Annotated in this window: 15 protein-coding genes; 3 read left to right on the forward strand and 12 right to left on the reverse strand. The window is 25.4% G+C overall.

The window, feature by feature from the left end; all coding sequences use genetic code 11:
* Positions 1-460 precede the first annotated feature (460 nt).
* The 5 genes from Q1K13_RS02895 to Q1K13_RS02915 form a co-directional block, all read right to left on the reverse strand.
* Positions 461-970, reverse strand: coding sequence for a GNAT family N-acetyltransferase (locus Q1K13_RS02895; RefSeq protein WP_300347613.1), 510 nt, complete (start codon positions 968-970; stop codon positions 461-463).
* An 88-nt stretch (positions 971-1,058) separates the two neighbouring features.
* Positions 1,059-1,553, reverse strand: a complete 495-nt coding sequence (locus Q1K13_RS02900) for a ferric reductase-like transmembrane domain-containing protein (RefSeq protein WP_300347614.1) — start codon at positions 1,551-1,553, stop codon at positions 1,059-1,061.
* 139 nt (positions 1,554-1,692) lie between these two features.
* Positions 1,693-2,370: a ferric reductase-like transmembrane domain-containing protein gene (locus Q1K13_RS02905; RefSeq protein ID WP_300347616.1), complete on the reverse strand. Its 678-nt coding sequence runs from the start codon at positions 2,368-2,370 to the stop codon at positions 1,693-1,695.
* 212 nt (positions 2,371-2,582) lie between these two features.
* Positions 2,583-3,998, reverse strand: coding sequence for an amino acid permease (locus Q1K13_RS02910; protein WP_300347617.1), 1,416 nt, complete (start codon positions 3,996-3,998; stop codon positions 2,583-2,585).
* A gap of 404 nt (positions 3,999-4,402) precedes the next feature.
* Complete coding sequence (locus Q1K13_RS02915) at positions 4,403-4,573, reverse strand: hypothetical protein (protein WP_300347618.1); 171 nt, start codon at positions 4,571-4,573, stop codon at positions 4,403-4,405.
* A 429-nt stretch (positions 4,574-5,002) separates the two neighbouring features.
* Between Q1K13_RS02915 and Q1K13_RS02920 the strand changes: the two genes are divergently transcribed.
* Positions 5,003-6,037 carry a threonine aldolase family protein gene (locus Q1K13_RS02920; RefSeq protein ID WP_300347619.1) on the forward strand — a complete coding sequence of 345 codons (1,035 nt, stop codon included), beginning with the start codon at positions 5,003-5,005 and terminating at the stop codon, positions 6,035-6,037.
* Positions 6,038-6,078: 41 nt separating this feature from the next.
* Here the strand turns inward: Q1K13_RS02920 and Q1K13_RS02925 are convergent, their stop codons facing one another.
* Positions 6,079-6,909 carry an MBL fold metallo-hydrolase gene (locus Q1K13_RS02925; RefSeq protein WP_300347621.1) on the reverse strand — a complete coding sequence of 277 codons (831 nt, stop codon included), beginning with the start codon at positions 6,907-6,909 and terminating at the stop codon, positions 6,079-6,081.
* 408 nt (positions 6,910-7,317) lie between these two features.
* On the opposite strand from Q1K13_RS02925, the gene Q1K13_RS02930 reads away from it, so the two are divergent.
* Positions 7,318-8,133, forward strand: coding sequence for a nitroreductase family protein (locus tag Q1K13_RS02930; protein ID WP_300347622.1), 816 nt, complete (start codon positions 7,318-7,320; stop codon positions 8,131-8,133).
* 102 nt (positions 8,134-8,235) lie between these two features.
* Here Q1K13_RS02930 and Q1K13_RS02935 read toward each other — a convergent pair whose 3' ends face one another.
* The 3 genes from Q1K13_RS02935 to Q1K13_RS02945 all read right to left on the reverse strand — a co-directional run bounded on the left by Q1K13_RS02935 (position 8,236) and on the right by Q1K13_RS02945 (position 12,029).
* The gene (locus Q1K13_RS02935) at positions 8,236-9,921 is read right to left on the reverse strand and encodes a YybI family spore inner coat protein (protein WP_300347623.1); all 1,686 of its coding nucleotides are present in this window, start codon (positions 9,919-9,921) and stop codon (positions 8,236-8,238) included.
* 172 nt (positions 9,922-10,093) lie between these two features.
* Positions 10,094-10,768 carry a biosynthetic peptidoglycan transglycosylase gene (locus tag Q1K13_RS02940; RefSeq protein ID WP_300347625.1) on the reverse strand — a complete coding sequence of 225 codons (675 nt, stop codon included), beginning with the start codon at positions 10,766-10,768 and terminating at the stop codon, positions 10,094-10,096.
* Between the two features lie 247 nt (positions 10,769-11,015).
* Positions 11,016-12,029, reverse strand: a complete 1,014-nt coding sequence (locus tag Q1K13_RS02945; protein ID WP_300347626.1) for an alpha/beta hydrolase — start codon at positions 12,027-12,029, stop codon at positions 11,016-11,018.
* A 219-nt stretch (positions 12,030-12,248) separates the two neighbouring features.
* Here Q1K13_RS02945 and fliB point away from each other — a divergent pair, with 219 nt between their 5' ends.
* Positions 12,249-13,397: a flagellin lysine-N-methylase gene (gene fliB, locus Q1K13_RS02950; RefSeq protein WP_300347627.1), complete on the forward strand. Its 1,149-nt coding sequence runs from the start codon at positions 12,249-12,251 to the stop codon at positions 13,395-13,397.
* A 278-nt stretch (positions 13,398-13,675) separates the two neighbouring features.
* Here the strand turns inward: fliB and Q1K13_RS02955 are convergent, their stop codons facing one another.
* From Q1K13_RS02955 to Q1K13_RS02965, 3 genes are all read right to left on the reverse strand, one after another.
* Positions 13,676-14,368, reverse strand: a complete 693-nt coding sequence (locus tag Q1K13_RS02955) for an MgtC/SapB family protein (protein WP_300347628.1) — start codon at positions 14,366-14,368, stop codon at positions 13,676-13,678.
* Positions 14,369-14,556: 188 nt separating this feature from the next.
* Positions 14,557-15,243 (reverse strand): pseudouridine synthase, encoded by a 687-nt coding sequence (locus Q1K13_RS02960; RefSeq protein ID WP_300347630.1) that lies wholly within the window; start codon positions 15,241-15,243, stop codon positions 14,557-14,559.
* 624 nt (positions 15,244-15,867) lie between these two features.
* Positions 15,868-19,068: a DEAD/DEAH box helicase gene (locus tag Q1K13_RS02965; RefSeq protein WP_366522604.1), complete on the reverse strand. Its 3,201-nt coding sequence runs from the start codon at positions 19,066-19,068 to the stop codon at positions 15,868-15,870.
* Positions 19,069-19,200: the final 132 nt, after the last annotated feature.

The raw sequence follows: 19,200 nt of genomic DNA on the forward strand, positions 1-19,200 counted from the left end.
TATTGACTAAAATCAAATTTTTTAATATAATTAAATTTATACAACTAATATATTTAGTATTATATTAGTTTTAAAACTAAATATAGCGAGGTGATTATATGTTTAGACAGTTAGACGAATGTTTAACTAAGCTAATAGTATTAGTATTAGCTTTATGTATATTAAAAAGCCTTTAATTTTTATATTAAAGATTATTAGGATAGATATAAGTTATCTATTCTATTGGTAATATACAAAGTAATTAAATAAACATATATTCTCACCATTTATTATAAAGAATTGTTTTTAACAATTCTTTTTTTATGCCCTAAAACTGCATATTCCATTAAAAAAAATACATTTTTTCCATTTTCAACTTATATAAATTGATTAAATAACATAAATTTTGCTATTTTTACTCTTTAATTATTTATTTTTAGATATATAAAATAATTAAATAAAGAGTGCATAAATGCACTCTTTACCTATTTATAATTTTTTCAAAAGCTATTCTCTTATCTCCATTTTCTAAATATATTATTCCACATCTTTTAAATCCATTATTTATAAGAGCTTTTTGCATAGATAAATTATCCTCATGGGTATCTATCTTTATACTATTAATATTATTCATAGTTGATAATTTAGAAGCTTCACAAAGAATTTTTCTAAAAATGCCTGTCCCCTTAAAATCATCATGAACAGCTACTCTATGCATTACAATATATTTATTTTTAGTAAGCCACTCCCCTCCAAATATGTTGTCATAAGTATTTTCTCCAGAAAAACAAATAGTGGAAGTACCAACAATTTTATCATTACTTATTAATATATAACTTTCTCCTTTAGCTATATCTTCCTTTATAACCTCTTCATTTGGATAGCCATCCTGCCATTGGTTAACACCCTTTAATTTTAAATATTCTTTAGCTTGATTAATTAAAATCATAATTTCTTTAATATCTTGATAATTAGATTTTCTAAACCTCATAAAATTCTCCTACACAATATGTATTTATGAATATTCTATATGAATACAAAAACACTGTCTAGTTTATTAAGGTATATTTTTTTATTTATCATATTTGTCTTTCTTTCAAAGAAGTTTTAATTTTAAAGACAAAATAACTTCCAAAAATAATTGTGTAAAATATTATCTTACTAAAATGTATATTTGGTTTATTAAATAATAAAACCATAACATGTAAGTAGATTAACAAATAAAAAAGATATGCCCACCTTTGTATTTTTCTCCATTTTCTTGCCATCATTTTCATCCTAATGTTTTTAAAAGATGTTATAAATAAGGGAATCATTATTATAAATGCTAATCCACCTAAAATATATCCTAAAATTAAAACTTTAACATTAGAACTATCTACAGGCATTTTATGAGAATAAAATTTAATATGTGGAATTATTAATAAAGATGCTAAAATTGAAAATTCTGGTCTTATTTTTAATAATAATTTAGTTAAATTCCATTTTTTATTTAATATTCCACCAATCATAACTAATATAAATAAAAACATACTTATATTTCCACTAATAAAAATTTTTTTGATTATGTCCATAACTTCCCTCTAAATTTAAATATTTTTGAAATTGAATTTACTCATATATATATGTATTTTCCCCCTGATTAAATGTTATTGAAATTCATTTTCATCAAAATATTACTATAATCTATTTTTAAAGTCAATTAAAATCTATTTACTTTTTATTTTTCTTAATATTATTTATAATCTTAAAAACTAAATAACTTCCGAATACCAATGTATAAATTATAACTTTACCAAATGGTATAACCTTTCTACTTAATAGTAAAACCATAATATGTACATAAATTAAAAAGTAAAAAAGATATGACCATCTTTGAAGTGATTTCCACTTTTTAGCTGTCATTTTTACTCTTATCTTTCTAAAAGAAGTTATAAATAAAGGAATCATTAATAAAAATGCTATTAATCCTAAGATCATAGATAAGAAATAAAATGGCGCTAACGCTTTTCCATCAATTAACTTTGATATAAATTTATATGTATATAATATGCAGTGAGGTAATATTAAAATAGACGCTATAATTGCCATTTCTGCTCTCACTCTTAATAAATTCTTAGTTACTTGCCATTTTTTACTTAATGCCCCTGCAAACATTACTAATATAAACAAGGCTGTGCTTACATACCCTTTTATAAAACTCCTCTCTAGTACATACATAAATCCTTCTAATTTAAAGCCTGTACTAATTTTAAAGAACTCATAAAATATTATTAATACAGCAATTATTGAAGATAATAAATAGAATTTTGTTGCTTTCTGTTTTAAAATTGAATTTAGTCCTAATACTAAAATTGTTGTTGCTATAAGTGAATAAATTATGTAATCCATATTTCCTCCTTAATTGTAATTGAAATTCATTTTCACTAAAATAATACTATAATATATTTTTAAAGTCAATTAGAATTTGTTTAATTTAGCTTTAATTTTTAAAAAAAATTAAAAGAAGTGAAAGAATTTTTACAATTCTTTCACTTCTTAAAAACTTAAACTAATTATATTTATTTACTATCTCATTTAAAGTCTCTAAAATAATAATTAAACTATCTATTTTTATAAGATTTTTCTGATATAGCTCTTAAGATTAATCCTAATATAGTAAGTATTATTGGTCCTCCATATGTTTTTATTATAAGTAAAATAGCTTCTTTCCCTGAACTTCCTACTATGTCTTGAAGTCCTGCTCCAAAGAAACCTGCACATGAAAGAAATAAAGCTATTCCAGCTACAGTATATGCTAAAATATCAGACTTAAAAAATTTAAATTCTAAGTCTTTATTGTGTTTTCTAAATGATATGAAAGCACATATTAAAACTACATATGGAACAACAACGGCTAATGATGATAAATCAGTTAATAATTTAAAAAAGTCGTTTACTGAACCTATTCCAAATAGAGGAATTGAAATTAATATTACTAATATAATACATTGAGTCCAAAGTGCATTAACAAGAGTTCCATCTTCTCTTTTTTTAGTTAAAATACTTGGAAATGTTCCTTCTGGAACTTCACTAAACATGGCTCTTATTGGTGACTCCATCCAAATTACATAGGCTGCAATTGATGTTATTAAATTTATTGCTGCATATATTTGTACAACAACCTTACCACTTATTCCAAAGTTGTTTGCTAATATATAATAAACAACATATCCTGCATCTTGTATTCCAGCTTTACTTAATACCTTAGGTGATGCAATAAGCTGTATTGCTACAGAGCCTAATATATATGATAAAGCTACTAATGCTGTAGCAATAACCATAGCCCTTGGAAATGTTTTTTTAGGATTATCAGTTTCCATTATATAAGTACCTGCAACTTCTGATCCTGAAACTGCTAATAATAGCCATGAGAATGTTGAAAAGTAACTCACATTAAAATCTGGCATTATATTCTGTGGTGTAAATTCTGTTGCAGATGGTGTTCCTAAAAAATATCCTACAATTGCCATAACTATAAATATTACAGTTGCTGCCAATGTGAATTTACCACCAAAATCGGCAAGTTTTGAAAATTTACTTACCCCTATTGTTGCTATATAAGTCATAGCTATACATATGAATATTGATAATAAAGGTAATAAATATGCATTTGAATCTGTAAATATATTTCTTCCTAATATAGCCCATGATGCAGCTACTGGTATTCTTGAAAATACCATTTGTAAATAAAATAATATTCCTATAAAATAAGTCCAAGTTCCAACAAATGCCCATTTTTCTCCCAAAGCTTTGTTTATCCAGGAATATATTCCCCCCTCTTTATCTTGGTTAGCTGATGCCATCTCAGCAATAATCCCACATAAAGGTAAAAAATATAATATTGAGACTATCACCCAAGAAGGAATAGCAGCAGGTCCTAAATAAACTGCATTACTTGATATATTTGTAAATCCAAAAGTTGGCACAAATATAAGCATTACCAATGCCCATAACTTTATTTTTTTATTCTTTCCCATTCATAATCCTCTCTTCTGTATCTTTAAACTTAATTAATCATTTGTTAACCATTCTTTAAACTTAATTAACTATTTGTTAATTATTCTTTCAAAAAGAAATTATATCATCTAAGAAATAAACATACAATATATTTTTGTATATTTATTCATAAAAATTTATTTTTATGAATTTTAATATAATTTCAAAAGTTAATTTTAAAGCTTATAAATAGCTAAAATACTTATTATACTTGCAATTTTAATACATACACCACAAATATAAAAATATACATATATGCATATTTTTATATAATAAATATGTTCAAGAGGCATTAAATTTTTTTAATATATTTCCTACTTTAAAATGTTTTATAGTTATATATTTTAAAGTCTCTTAATAATTTTGTATCAAAATCAATTTAGGTTTATTTTTCTTCAAGTTCTTTGCTTATTTTTTCTAAACTCTCCTCAATACTATACATACGCTTCCCAATATTTCTTAACCATTTAATAAATTTAATAATAAGTAAAAATATTCCTATTAACAATCCAAAATTTATTAATGTGGCAATAATTCTCATTATATCAAATTCCATTTTAAGTCCCCCTTTATCACTATTATATTAACTACTAATATAATAATTTATTTAAAATTGTTTTTCAAATAAATTTGTTAAATAATAAACCTTTTTAATTCGAATTTATTAATTAAATATAAAAAAACTCTAAATTATTTTATTTTTCACCATTAAAATTTATTATTTTTCATTTAAAAATTAATGCACACTCTAACTTTTTCCTAAACATTACACAGACTTTTTTCCACATTTGTTTTCCACTGATAAACCATTGTATTTAAAGACTTTTACTATCATTTGACATGATTCTTCCTTTGATATATAGTTAATTTTAATTGGATTTTAATTTATTTTTTGTTTATTTTTATTTTAATTTTTAATCTTGATAGAAAAATAACATAATAAACTATGAAAAACTATTTTTTAAATTGGGAGGATACAAAAAAAATGCATAGCTTAAAAAATGATTACAGTGAAGGAGCTCATCCTAGAATACTAGAAGCATTAGTTGAATCAAACTTTTCTCAAGAAGAAGGTTATGGATATGATGTTCATACTAAAAATGCTGTTTCTAAAATAAAAGAACTTTCAGAAAATGAAAATATAGATGTACATCTTATATCAGGTGGAACACAAACAAACTTAATTGCAATAGATGGATTCTTAAGATCTTATGAAGCTTGTATATCACCTAATACAGGACATATTGCAGTTAATGAATGTGGAGCTATAGAATACACGGGTCATAAAGTAATAACTATAGACTGTGAAGAAGGAAAACTTAATCCTGATTTAATTGAAAGTTTATTAGAAGAATATGATAGTGAGCATGTCCTAATTCCAAAGTTAGTTTATATATCAAATCCAACTGAACTTGGAACTGTTTATAATAAGGAAGAAATGAAAAACCTTTATGATTTTTGCAAATCAAAAAATCTTCTTTTATATGTAGATGGTGCAAGACTTGGCTCTGCACTTTGTCTTGAAAACTCTAACCTTTCACTTAGTGATATGGTTAAATATACTGATGCCTTTTCTATAGGTGGTACAAAAAATGGTGCTCTTTTAGGAGAAGCCTTAGTTATAAAAAACGATGATTTAAAACCTAATTTTAGACATAATATAAAACAAAAAGGTGCCCTTTTAGCTAAAGGAAGATTACTTGGAATTCAGTTTGAAGAATTATTTAAAGATGGATTATATTTTGACCTTGCATCTCATTCAAATAAAATGGGACAATATCTTGCTAAAGGTATTAAAAAATGTGGTTGTTCTCTTTTAATAGACTCTCCAACAAATCAAATATTCCCTATTCTTCCAAATGAAGTTATTGAAGAGCTAGAAAAAGATTATCTTTTTTACAGATGGACAAAAGTTAGTCCTACTCATTCTTCTATAAGACTTATAACATCATGGGCAACTAAAGAAGAAGAAATAGACAAATTCCTAGAAAAACTTAATTTACTTATGAATGAATTTTAATATAAATAAAAAGGTGATGCCATTAAGCATCACCTTTTTTTTTATAAATCTACTATTTTACCTGTTGATATATAATCTATTTTGTCTCCTAATTTTCTTTTTAATATTTTATAAGGGCTCATACCTGTGCAATGACATGTATAAAACTTAGTATCTCTTTTATCTAAAACCTCTGCTAGTTCATCAATAAAAGTTTCACTTTCACATCTTCCTGTTGATTGATTTACCAAGTGGAATCCACTTATTACACAGTCTAAATCTTTCCCAATTATATTTTGGGCTTTATCTAATATATTTCTTATATCATTGTGAGCACATCCACTAAATAATAAGGATTTATTCCCCTCTTTTACAATTAGATTTTGTTCATGTGAAAAATCATCTTCTAAATAAAGTCCATCAACTCTTTTATATAGATCCTCATTAAATTTAGAAATATTATGGTTTCTCTCTATTTTTGAGAAAATATACAATTCATCATCAATTTCTAAATCTCCATCAACTAAAACTATTCTTTTATTATTCTTTAATTCTCTATCTAATCCTATATACTTTTTAAATGATCCTAAAACACTATAGTATTCATTAAAAGCCTCTTTATTTACATATATACTAGCTTTATGGTTTACACTTAAAAATTCTTCTAAAGCTCCACCATGATCAGAATGTCCATGTGATATTATTACAATATCTACTTCTTTTAAATCTACTCCTAATTTTTTTGCATTATCTAAAAGCACTCCTTTAGGACCTAAATCAAATAAAATACTATGTTTATCTGTTTTTATATGAAATGATAATCCATGTTTATTCTCTAAATCACTAGATATTTTTGTGTTTTCTACTAAAGTTGTTATTCTCAAAATTCCCATCTCCTTTTGTTAAGTTGACCGCTTTTTTGTTTAATACCTTTTTAAAATTATATTACCTTGATTACTCCTTTATATTATACCACTTTTTCTGTAAATTTAAATATTGTAACAACATTGTAAAAATTTATTTATTTTGTCAATATATTAGTTACTTTTTAATTAAATATATAATTCATACAAAAAGGTATAAATTTATATCTATATCTTTTTTATTATAAACTATCTTCTTCTCATAAAGCTCAGTTTATAATAGTCTCATCAATTTAAATAATACAGTAATTTCTTTATATGTAATATAACTTCTAATAATTAGACTATATACTATTAAAATGATATAATATTAAGATATTTTATAAATACTAATGAAAAAAATAGTTCTATTTATGAACAAATACTAAGGAGGATTTTATGTTTAAAGTTAATAAGGAAAAATGTATTGCATGTTCTCAATGTATAAAAGATTGTCCAGTAAATGACATAAAACTAGTTGATGAAAAAGCGAATATAAAAAATAAAAACTGTATTAAATGTGGACACTGCATTGCTATTTGTCCTACAAAAGCAGTTTCAACAGATGATTATGATATGGATGAAGTTAAAGAATTTGATAAAGAAAGCTTCTCTTTAGAACCAGAAAATTTACTAAACTTTATAAAATTTAGAAGAAGTGTAAGAAGATTTAAAGATAAAAAAGTTGAAAAAGAAAAAATTGAAAAAATAATAGAAGCTGGTAGATTTACTCAAACTGCTGTAAATAGCCAAGATGTTTCATATGTTGTTATTACTGAAAATTTAGATAAATTAAAAGATATGGCTTACGAAAGCTTAAAAGCTAAGGGAGAATATATACTTAATCAAAAAGAAGAAAATAAACAACTAAGAAGATACGCTTTGATATGGACTAAGATGTATAAAGCCTATAAAAATGATCCAATAAAAAATGATAGATTATTCTATAATGCACCTCTTGTTATATTAGCCTTTTCTAACCATGACTTAAATGGAGAGCTTGCTTCCTCTAATATGGAACTTATGACTAATGCTTTAGGTCTTGGAACATTCTTTAGTGGTTTTTTACAAATAGCTGCTGAAGGTAATAAAGAAATGATGAATCTATTTGGAATTAAAGACAAAAAACTAAAATCTTGTATGGTTATAGGATATCCTGCTGTTACTTATAAGAGAACAGCTCCAAGAAAAGAAGCTGAAACAAATTGGATTTAGCAAAAAAATAATAAACTTGACGATTCTATTGTAAATCATATAACCACTGCTTTTTCTTAAAAATAGTCACTCTAAAATAATTTATGAGTGACTATTTTTTGTTTAAGCTTTCTTTTTCAATCTTTGTTTTAGTTCCTTAAGTTTTTCAAAGGATGGATATGGATTTTCAGAACTCATTACTTTATTTAAAATAGCTAAAGCTTTCTTATACTCTCCTCTTTTTTCATATGCTAATGCCAAATAATAAAGATATATTGTATCTTCTTCATAAGAATTTATTAATCCTTTATAATAATCAACTACATGTTTATAATATTTTTTATCATATTTATCAGTCTTTTTAAGTCCACTATTTTTAATATTATATATATCAACTCTATAAGCTTTATCCACATCTTTTATCCAAAGTATTAACTCAAAGTTAGAACCATTATTTATATCTTCTAAATACATCTTAGAATAGAAGTACTCATTATTCTCAAAAGCTTTACAAAGTTTACCCCCTCTTAAAGTTAGAATATATAATTTGTTTATATCCTCTTCAACCTTAAAACCCGCAAACACATAAATATTAAGGTCAATTTTCTTAATCATAAGATCATTTAAGTATTTTAGATTTTCTCTAAAACTAGATTTTAAAGAATATCCAAACTCCCCCTTCTCCATGAAAGATATATAACTATTTTCACCTAAAGTATAAGGAACCAACACCCCCTTGCAATTTTTACCCAAATCAACTTTTCTTATAATAGCTTTATTACTATTTTCCTCTTTAACAAAATTAACCTCTTTTGGAAGTTTATTAGCTATATCTCTTGGTATTTCAACTTCATTTAACATTTCCTCTTTTAAGCTTCTTCCCTCATTAAATCCTCTTTCTATTAAATCATGTTCATAATCCTCTTTATTATTTTTATAAAAATCTATAAATAGTGAATCCCCTGTTTTGCTTGTTTTTTTAATTCTAAAGTCTTTACTATTTTCTTCTATTAAATTTTTATTTTTCATATCATTTAATTCTTTACTATTCCCTCTAAAATTAAAATTTCTATTCTCCTCTTCCCTTTCTTTATTTATATTCTTTATATTTTCTCCAAATTCAAAGGAGCCAATTGTAGCTATATTAATTTTATTATCTAAAAGAGTAATAAGACTTTCAATAAATCCAATAGTATCCGCATTAGATACTCCAACTACTCTTTGTCTAATTAATAAATAATAAAATTTATTATAAACAGTCTTTATGGGAAAAGCATTGTTTATTGCAGAAACTGTTGGAAGATTATTTTCTTTTACTCTTCCATTTTCATCATAGATTATGTCTAAATAAACTTTAGGCTTATTTCCTATATAAAAGTTAAACTTCTCATTTATTGATTCAGAATATACCTCTACCATAGTGTTTTCTAAATATCTGGCTTTAAAATCATATTTCTCAAAAAACATATTGGGATTAAAAATCTCATTTAATTTTCCATCCTTATAATTATATATAGAGGCAATAGCAAATCCTCCTGTTCCTCCATATGCACCTCTAACCATTATTTCATCAATTTCATCCCCATTAAAATCGCCTAAAAACAATTCTAAGTTATATCCTCTATAAGGTATTTCACTTTTAATTTCAGCACCACCCTCTCCAGGGCTTATAACTACCTCAATGTTTTCTATATACTCACTTCCTTTTTGATAATATTCACCTAATAAAATAACCTTATCTGTACTATACTTCTTTATTACATTACCCACTTTAACATCCAATATGGTTTTATTATTTAAATTAGTCATAAAATTTTCTCCATTATTATTGTTTACTATATAATATTTTTCTTAAAGTAAAAGGTTATAGCCTAAGGAAATTTTTAATATATTTTACTTTTCTAAAATAAAAAATACCCTATATACTTAGGGTATTTAGAAATTTTATATCAATTAATCTTGTTTTTTCTTTTTAAATTTTTTAATTATTATTTTCTTTATACTCATTTAATGCCTTTTCAACAAATTTTTGTCTTTCCTTAGCTAACTTTAATCCACTTTTAGTTTTTAAATCATATCTACTTGGTGCTTGTGGAAGACCTGCAAGAAGTGTTGCTTCATTATATGTTAAGTTTTTAGGGCTTCTATTAAAATATCCATTTGAAGCTTCCTTTATTCCTGTATATCCTGAACCAAAATATATTGAGTTTACATATAATTCTAATATTTCTTCCTTTGAATACTCTCTTTCTAGCTGAAAACTAAGAAAAATTTCCTTAATTTTTCTAGATAAACTTCTTTCATTGCTTAAGCAAAGATTCTTTGCAGTTTGTTGGGTAATTGTGCTTCCACCTTCTCTAAGTTCCAAAGCTTTTATGTCATTCACTATAGCTCTTGCTATCCCTTTAAAATCTAATGCTCCATGATTATAAAACCTATTATCCTCTGTTGCTACTACTGCATCTAAAAACTCTTTATTTACATCTTCTATCTTTACATAATTTGGATTTTCTCTTAACACTTCTACTTTTTCATTTAATATGTCTTGTCTATAATCCTTTTTAAATATTGAACATCCTACAAAAAAAGTTGAAAATAAAATAGTTGTTATAATTATCAAAAAAACGTTTATTCTTTTTCCTATAATAGGTTTCATAAATTCCTCCTATTAGATTCATATAACTAATACTAGTTTTACAAATCTTTTATTTAATTATAATTATACATAATTAATACTAAAAGTATTATTCAAACGCCTTACTTTTTCCTTTCAATTTTGTAATAAAAACTTCAATAATGCTACTCAATTTAATTTAAAATAATAATTATTGTCACATTTCGTTTGATTTTTAAACTCTAAAATAATAAGACATTGATAATCTTAATTACCAATGCCTTAAGTTTTATTTTATATATTCATTCAAAAATTTATTAATAGTTTCCCAGTAAAGCTTCGGATTAACTTTACTTGATTTAGCATGTCCAGCACCCTGAATTATTAACTTTTCCTTTGGTGAAGCTTTAGAGTTATAAAGTTCATTTATCATATATGCTGGCACAAATGTATCCTTTGACCCCTGTATAAATAATGTAGGTGTTTTTGATTTCTCAACTTGTTTTATTGAAGAATCATCTGTTATCCAATATCCAGCTCTTATTCTTGTTACAATGTTAGCTACATATAAAATAGGAAATGCTGGTAATCCAAACAATCTCTTAATCTGATAAGAAAATTCATCCCAAGCACTTGTATATCCACAGTCTGCTATAATAGCCTTAACATTGCTTGGTAATTTTTCTCCTGAAACATTCATCACAGTTGATGCTCCCATAGATACTCCAAAAAGTACAATCTCAGCATTTTTATTTTCTTTTATTATGTAATTTATAAGATCTATTATATCAAAACGTTCGTCCCATCCCATTCCAATATAATCACCTTCACTTTTTCCATGCCCTCTTAAATCAGGAATTATAACATTATATCCCATATCAGAAAATTTCTTAGCATATGAAGCTGTTTTCTTCCCTTCTGATGAATAACCATGAACAGTTATTACCCACTTGTTAGAATCTGGTTTTTTTATAAGATAATTATGAAGTTTTAATCCATCTTTTGATGTTATATAAAGATTTTTATATCCACTTTGTTCTTCTAACCACTTTTCACTTGAAATACTTATTGGACCGCTTGTCCCTTCCACAGTAACAACATCATTACTTTTTTTTGTAGATGCAAAAACCATGTCTTTTGAAGTATTTGGATTTATAGCTAAGTTATATAGGTAATTGCCACCAAAGCCTAAAGCTAAAGTTAAAAACACTAGTATTCCAACTAATATTCCACATATCCACTTTTTTCTCTTACTCCACTTATTTTTCTTTTGTTCTTCTACTATTAAATTTGTATTACTCATATACTCTCCTTTTTTATAAAAGTTAATAAGTCACATTTTACCATAATTTATTTTGATTTTCAAATATTTTGTATTGAAAACATTTAAACCAATAAAATCAGTTTAAATATAAAACTAAAAAATTATAGTATAAGAAAAAATTTAAATGTTAAAAGTGGTTTTAAATTTATTGTAATGTTAAAATATAAAAGCACATAATTTACGAAAGATGGTGTTTTTATGAAAGCAAATTTTTTTATACCTAAGTATATGATTGATTTTAGATGTATAGGTCCTGATTGTACTGATACTTGTTGTGCAGGTTGGGATGTAAATATAGATGAAACTACTTTTAATAAATATGAAAATAGTAGTGGAAAACTTAAATACTTGGTTAAAGGGAAATACTTTAAAAATCCTAACTCAGAAGACCCTTTTAACTATGGTTTTATGAAAATCACAGAGGATAAAAAATGTCCTTTTCTTAATGAAGATCTTCTTTGTGATATTCATGGAGGATGTGGGGAAGATAATCTTTCAATAACTTGCAAGAGATATCCTAGAGTTTTCAATATTATTGATGATATTTATGAAAAAAGTGGAATTACTTCCTGTGAAGAGGTATGTAGGCTTGCTCTTTTAAATAAAGATAAAATGGAATTTGTTGAAGTTGAAGAAGAGTTAGCTGAAGAGACAATTGAAATAAGAAGAGTTATTGACACAGAAGCCTTTGAAGGAACAGATAGCTTACTTCAATATTTTTGGGATATAAGAGTTATTTCCATTGGAATTATGCAAAACAGGGAGTTTTCTATTGAAGATAGATTGCTAATCCTTAAAGGATGTTATTCAGAATTAGAGTCTCTAAAAAGACAAGAAAAATTTGATGAAATCGAAGAAATCTTAGACTTAATTTCAAGTGATAAATTTGAACTAACAAAATATATTAATAACAAAAACTTATTTACTCTTTCAAATTCATATTTCAATAAAATACTTAGTAAAGAGCTTTGTGATAATCTTATAGGAAACAGAATAAAGTCTTTAGTTACAAATTTAAGAGAAATTATCACTGATGATTTCAAAAACATAAGTAATCCCAATATAATAGAAAAGTTAGAATATAATTTTTCAAATTATTCTTACATAATTGAAAATTACTTAGTAAATCAAATTTTTAAAGATATAATACCTTTTAATAAAGGAGAAAATATAACTAAAAGTATAGACTACTTAATAAACCTTTATAAATTAATTAAATCTTATATAATATTATACTCTGCCTATGCTAAGATAGCTATTTCAGAGAAAGAAATATTAAAAGTTATTCAAGCTTTAAGTAAGGATACAGAACATACTAAGGTTTTTAAAAACATATTAAAAGATTAAATATAAAGTTCTGTTTTAACAGAGCGTTGATTTTAGCCATCTAGTAAAACCTAATTAATTTTAACCAAAAATCAAAATTTAAAAAATAAAGCTAAATATAAAAAGATAACTAGAATTTTTGAGAATTTAAGTGAATTTTTTTACGCTTATTAAAACTTCTCTTCTAGTTATCTTATTTTTATATTAATTTTTATTTTCAACTTATATTTTCTTTATAATATGTAGTTACTGTAAATTTTACTCTATTAAAGTTGACCTTTGTTTTTAACTTATATATTCTATATCTTTAGCTTACTAACTTCTTCTACAGAGGTTATGTTATTATTATTTATTAAATTAATAGCTATATCATTTAAATCAATAGTCTGAGGAACATCAATCTTATATAAATAATCACTATTAGATAGTGATTTAATATTAATTATTCTTATCCTTTCTTTATCAAAGTACTCTTTTATATAATTAGCCGCCTGAATATTGTCTACCATTGATATTTTAATATTAAAAAATTTATTATTTATAATAAACCTATTTTCAAACTTTTTAAGTGCAACAAGCACAATAACTATGCTTATCCCACTTAATATACTTACTCCATAAAAACCCATACCAATTGCAATACCAACACATCCAACAGCCCATATTGAGGCTGCTGTTGTCAATCCTTTAACAGACCCTTTGGTTTGAATTATTGTTCCTGCACCTAGAAATCCAATTCCTGATATTACTTGACATATAACCCTTCCTGAATCAACTGCCAAAACTCCCTTTAATGCTTCATTTGCTAAAACTCTATTTCCAATATAGTATCCTAATTGAACTTGTATAAGACCTGCAACAGTAGCACCTAAACAAACTAATACGTGAGTTCTAAATCCTGCTGGTCTGTTCTCATACTCTCTGTTATATCCTACTATACCACCAATTAAGATTGCTAAAATCAATCTAATACCTATATCTGATAGTCCCATTTTTATCCCCTCACTTTTTAATCATTTATATAATTGTTTGCATATTTATACTAATAACTTGCAATATCAGAAGCTAAAAATAAAAATGCATCAGGCAATCTCATAAGCTTCTCCAAATCGTCCTAAAAGAACTAGTTTAAAGCATAGCCTTAACTAAAATGAAAAATCTACTTTATATTATTTTTAAATCATCTTATTAAGCTTTCTAATTCTTCAATTTCTTTTTTATCTATATATCTCCATTTTCCATATTCTAAGTTATCTAATTCAATATTAACTATTCTAACTCTCTCTAACTTAACAACATTATACCCAAAAACCTTGCTCATTCTTCTAATCTGCCTATTTAATCCTTGTGTTAAGATTATTGAATATGTGTTTTCATTTATTCTTTTAACTTTGCAAGACCTTGTAACTTGTCCTAGTATTTCAACTCCACTTTCCATTTTTTCTATGAAGTCATCATAAAAAGGTTGATCTAATGTTACTATATATTCTTTCTCATGGTTATTTTCTGAAGCTAAAACCTCATTTGCTAAATCACCATCATTAGTTAAAATAATAAGTCCTTGTGAATCTTTATCAAGTCTTCCTATAGGAAAAATATAATCCTCAAATCCTAAATAATCTATTATGTTATTTTTAACCTCCTCAGCTGATGTGCAAACCACTCCAACTGGCTTATTTAAAGCAATATAAATCTTTTCCTTCTCTTTTATAGGTTCTCCATCTAGTAGTATTTCATCTTCTAACTCAACCCATTGTCCTTCTATACAGAGTTTTCCATTAACAGTAACTCTTCCTTCTCTTATTATTTTGTTAGTCTCTTTTCTAGAACATATTCCAAAATTACTAAAAAGTTTATTTATTCTCATTAAATATAATTTAATTCCTTTCTTATTAAGATGATTAAAGGAAATTAGAACATAAACTCCCCTTTAACATCTAAAATGTTTTTATATTTATTTTATTCATACTCAAGCTTTAATCTTTTTAGATTACATAAATATATTATAACCTAAAACACCTATTTTTCTATATATTTATAATCTTAAGATTAAATAATAGGCTCTATTTCAAACTAGTGTTTATTTTAGATAAACTTTTGGACCATATTAATAAACAGTTTAGAGTTTCATCGAATATGGAGTAAAAAATATTTTCTTAACACTTTTTAGAAAATTTGTTTATATATTAACAATATTAGTTTATAATAGAATTATAGTATATTAAAATTTATTCCATACAAACCAATGTATGGTTATACTATAAAAATTTTTAGGCTTCTGTTATCTAACTTTTATATTGTATTTCTAACAAATAACCTTCTTTGCTTTAAAACTAACTTAGATGATTTTCATGGATTATTAGTTATAAGTGCCATTTTCTCTACGCACTTATTTCTTTTAAACTCTCTGACTTAGTTTGCCACCAAATACAGATAATTGGTATGATTAAAAAAGAAAAACTAGGATTATTAATTTATCCTAGTTTTTTCTTTATGCAAAAAGCTTTTTTATTTCGTCTTCCGTAAGACCTTTTAATCCTTTACCATCCATAGCCTTTCCATCCATTAAGCTTTGAATAAGCTCTCTTTTATCTTCCTGCATCAATATTATTTTTTCTTCCACAGTATCTTTAGCAACAAGTTTTATTACTTCTACTTTGTTTTCTTGTCCAAATCTATGAGCCCTATCTGTTGCTTGATCTTCAACGGCTGGATTCCACCATGGATCAAAATGAATTACAACACTTGCTGATGTTAGATTTAAACCTACGCCCCCAGCTTTTAATGATATTAAAAACACCTTTATATTTTCATCTTCATTAAACCTTTTAACCATTTCAACTCTTTCTTTAGCAGATGTCCCTCCATCTAAATAAAGAGTAGGTATTTTTTCTTTTTCAAAGTCTTTTTCTATATTTTTAAGTACAGAAGTAAATTGAGAAAATAGTAGAATTTTCTTTCCAGCTTCACTTGTATTTTTAACAAGTTCTTTAAGAACCTCCATCTTTCCACTTCCACCTTTATATTCCTCTAAAACTAAAGATGGATCTAAACATATCTCCCTAAGCTTAGTTAAATAAGCAAATAAGTTTATCTTTTCCTTTGAACCAGAGTTTTTATCATTTATATATTCCTTTATCTTTTTAAGGTAAGATTTATAAACCCTATTTTGTTTAGGTTTCATTTCAACTAAATATTTCTTTTCAACCTTTTCTGGAAGTTCACTTAAAACCTCTTCTTTTAGCCTTCTTAAAATAAATGGAGTAATTAATGTCTTTAACTCTTCTAAATTATTTTCATCCTGAATAAACCTCTCTTTAAACCTTTCCTTAGAGAATAAATATCCAGGCATTACAAAATCAAATATAGACCAAAGTTCAAGCAAATTATTTTCTATTGGTGTCCCTGTTAATGCAATATTACATCCAGACTTTATCTCCTTAACTGATAAAGTAGCCTGAGCATCTGGATTCTTTATATTTTGTGCTTCATCAATTATAAAATAATCAAATTTTAAATCCTTATAAAACTCTTCATCATTTTTTAAAGTTCCATAGGTAGTTAATAATACATCATACTTTTCATATTTCTTTAACTTTTTACTATTCTCAGAGGACTCTTCATAAACTTTTATTCCTAAAGATTTTTTAAAATCATTTAATACCTTTTCTCTTTTTGCCTTGCTTCCATGAACCATACCAATTTTTAATGATGGTGAAAACTTTTCAAATTCATCCATCCAATTGTATATTACTGAGGTTGGCACCACAATTAAGCTTTTTTTCTTTTTTTGAGAAAGCAAAAAGGCTATTATTTGAAGTGTTTTTCCAAGTCCCATATCATCAGCTAAAACCCCTCCAAAGCCTAAGGATGTAATTTCATTAATCCACTTAAATCCATCCTTTTGATAGTTTCTAAGATCTGCATTTAAGGCCTTTGGAACAAGTTTTCTTTTAAACTCCTTATTTAAAAGTTTCTTCACTATTTCTCTTAAAACATTTCCCCCTTTTATAAAGGATAGATTTCTATTTTTAAGCTTCTCTTGTAAATAAATAACCTTATTTTTATCAATTTCAATTTCCTTATCTTTTATATTATGAAGTCCTAAATCATCTAAAAAGTTTAAAAATTGAACTACGCCCTCATCTTCTAAGTCTAAGTAAGTTTTCTTAGTTTTGTAAAACTTATCTCCTCTTTTTAAAGCTTCCATTCCACTTCCAATCTCTTCCACATCAAAATCACCAAAATCAAATTTAAGCTTATAAAAATTTGAAAACTCCTCTAAACTTGATTTAATCTTAGAGGAATCTATAATATTAAACTCTTCAAGTTCAGAAGATAATTTAACTTCTCCAAGGTCCCTAAAACTTTTTAACCCCTTTGATAAAAGAAGATACTCATCCTCTTCCGCCCCTATAAAGCCAAAGTCTTTTTCTCTTTTTATGAACTTAAATCTTTCAAGCTGAAATTCTAAATACTTTTCTTTTCCAAAATCTCTTAAAAAGCTTTTATCCGATTCATTCTTTATTAAATCAATTATATATCCGCAATAATCTATTTTCACATTACAATAAAGATTTCCTTTATTCATATAAAAATAGAATGTAGGCTTCATAATCTTTTCTTTATAAGTTCTAACTCCCTCATCTAAAACAATATTCCTACTTATATTTTTAAGCTCCTCTAATAGATTTTGTAATACATTTAAGTCTTTTTTATACACTATAGTATTATTTCTCAAGAACTTATTGTATATAGGAAGGTAGTATTCTAACTGTCTTTTCCTAGGAAGATATATATTTCTATCAAAAAGCATAACATCTCCTGTGTTATTTAAAACTACTGGAAACTTCTTATGATGACTTAAAATAAATCCCTCTTTATTTTCTTTAAGTGTTAATGAAACTGGTACATTTTCATTTTTTACCTTAACTTCATAATTTATTGAGTTATAGTTAAAATTAAACTTCTTCTTTTCATCAATAAGCTTAAAGAAATCCCTTATATCATTTTGTCTAAGACTTAAATATCTCCCCTTTATCTTATCTCTATTATTCACAATAAACCTAATTATCTTTTTATCTTCAGGTAAAAAATCATCTTTTAATGGATTATAAGTAAAATTATCATTAAACTTCAAATCCTTTTTAAGACTACTTTTACATAAAAAATCCTTAAGATCTAAAATCAAATTAGGATTATCAACTCCAATTCTAAACTCGCAATTAAAGAACCTAATTCCCTCATTTTTTAAATGCCTTACATTTATATCTAAAGTAAGAAATCTTTTAGTTTCTTTTTTCCTATCCTCTTTAGGTTTAAGAACTTTCTCTTCCTTACTACTTACCTTTCTATTTCCCTGCTTTTTCTTAGCCACATTATAAAAAGAATCTCCTGTTGCAGAAAGATGCTTGCACATATAATTTCTTATAAGCTTATTATTTTCTTTAAAAGTATCACAAGTACATTTAACCCAAGTTATTTGGCTACTTTTAATATCAATCTTTAAATGAGTGTCATACTCCCCATTCTTATCATCATTTAATATTCTTCCATATATATTATAAGTTCCTTCTACACTTTTCCCCTTTAAATCTTTTATATATTTATTCCTAATCAAAACTTTTCCTTGCTCTCTTGTAAAGCTAGAAGTTCGCCTAATCAAGTTTTTCATTAAAATTTCTAATTCCAAAGGCATACCCCTCCTTACTTTTTAATAAAGCTATTCTAACATATTTAAATAGTTCTCTACAATTTTCACAAAATAAAATGGGCATATATCAAAATATAATAATAAAACTTATTTTGATACATGCCCTTAAAC

This window comes from Clostridium sp. (assembly GCF_029267215.1).
Classification (GTDB): Bacteria; Bacillota; Clostridia; order Clostridiales; family Clostridiaceae; genus Sarcina.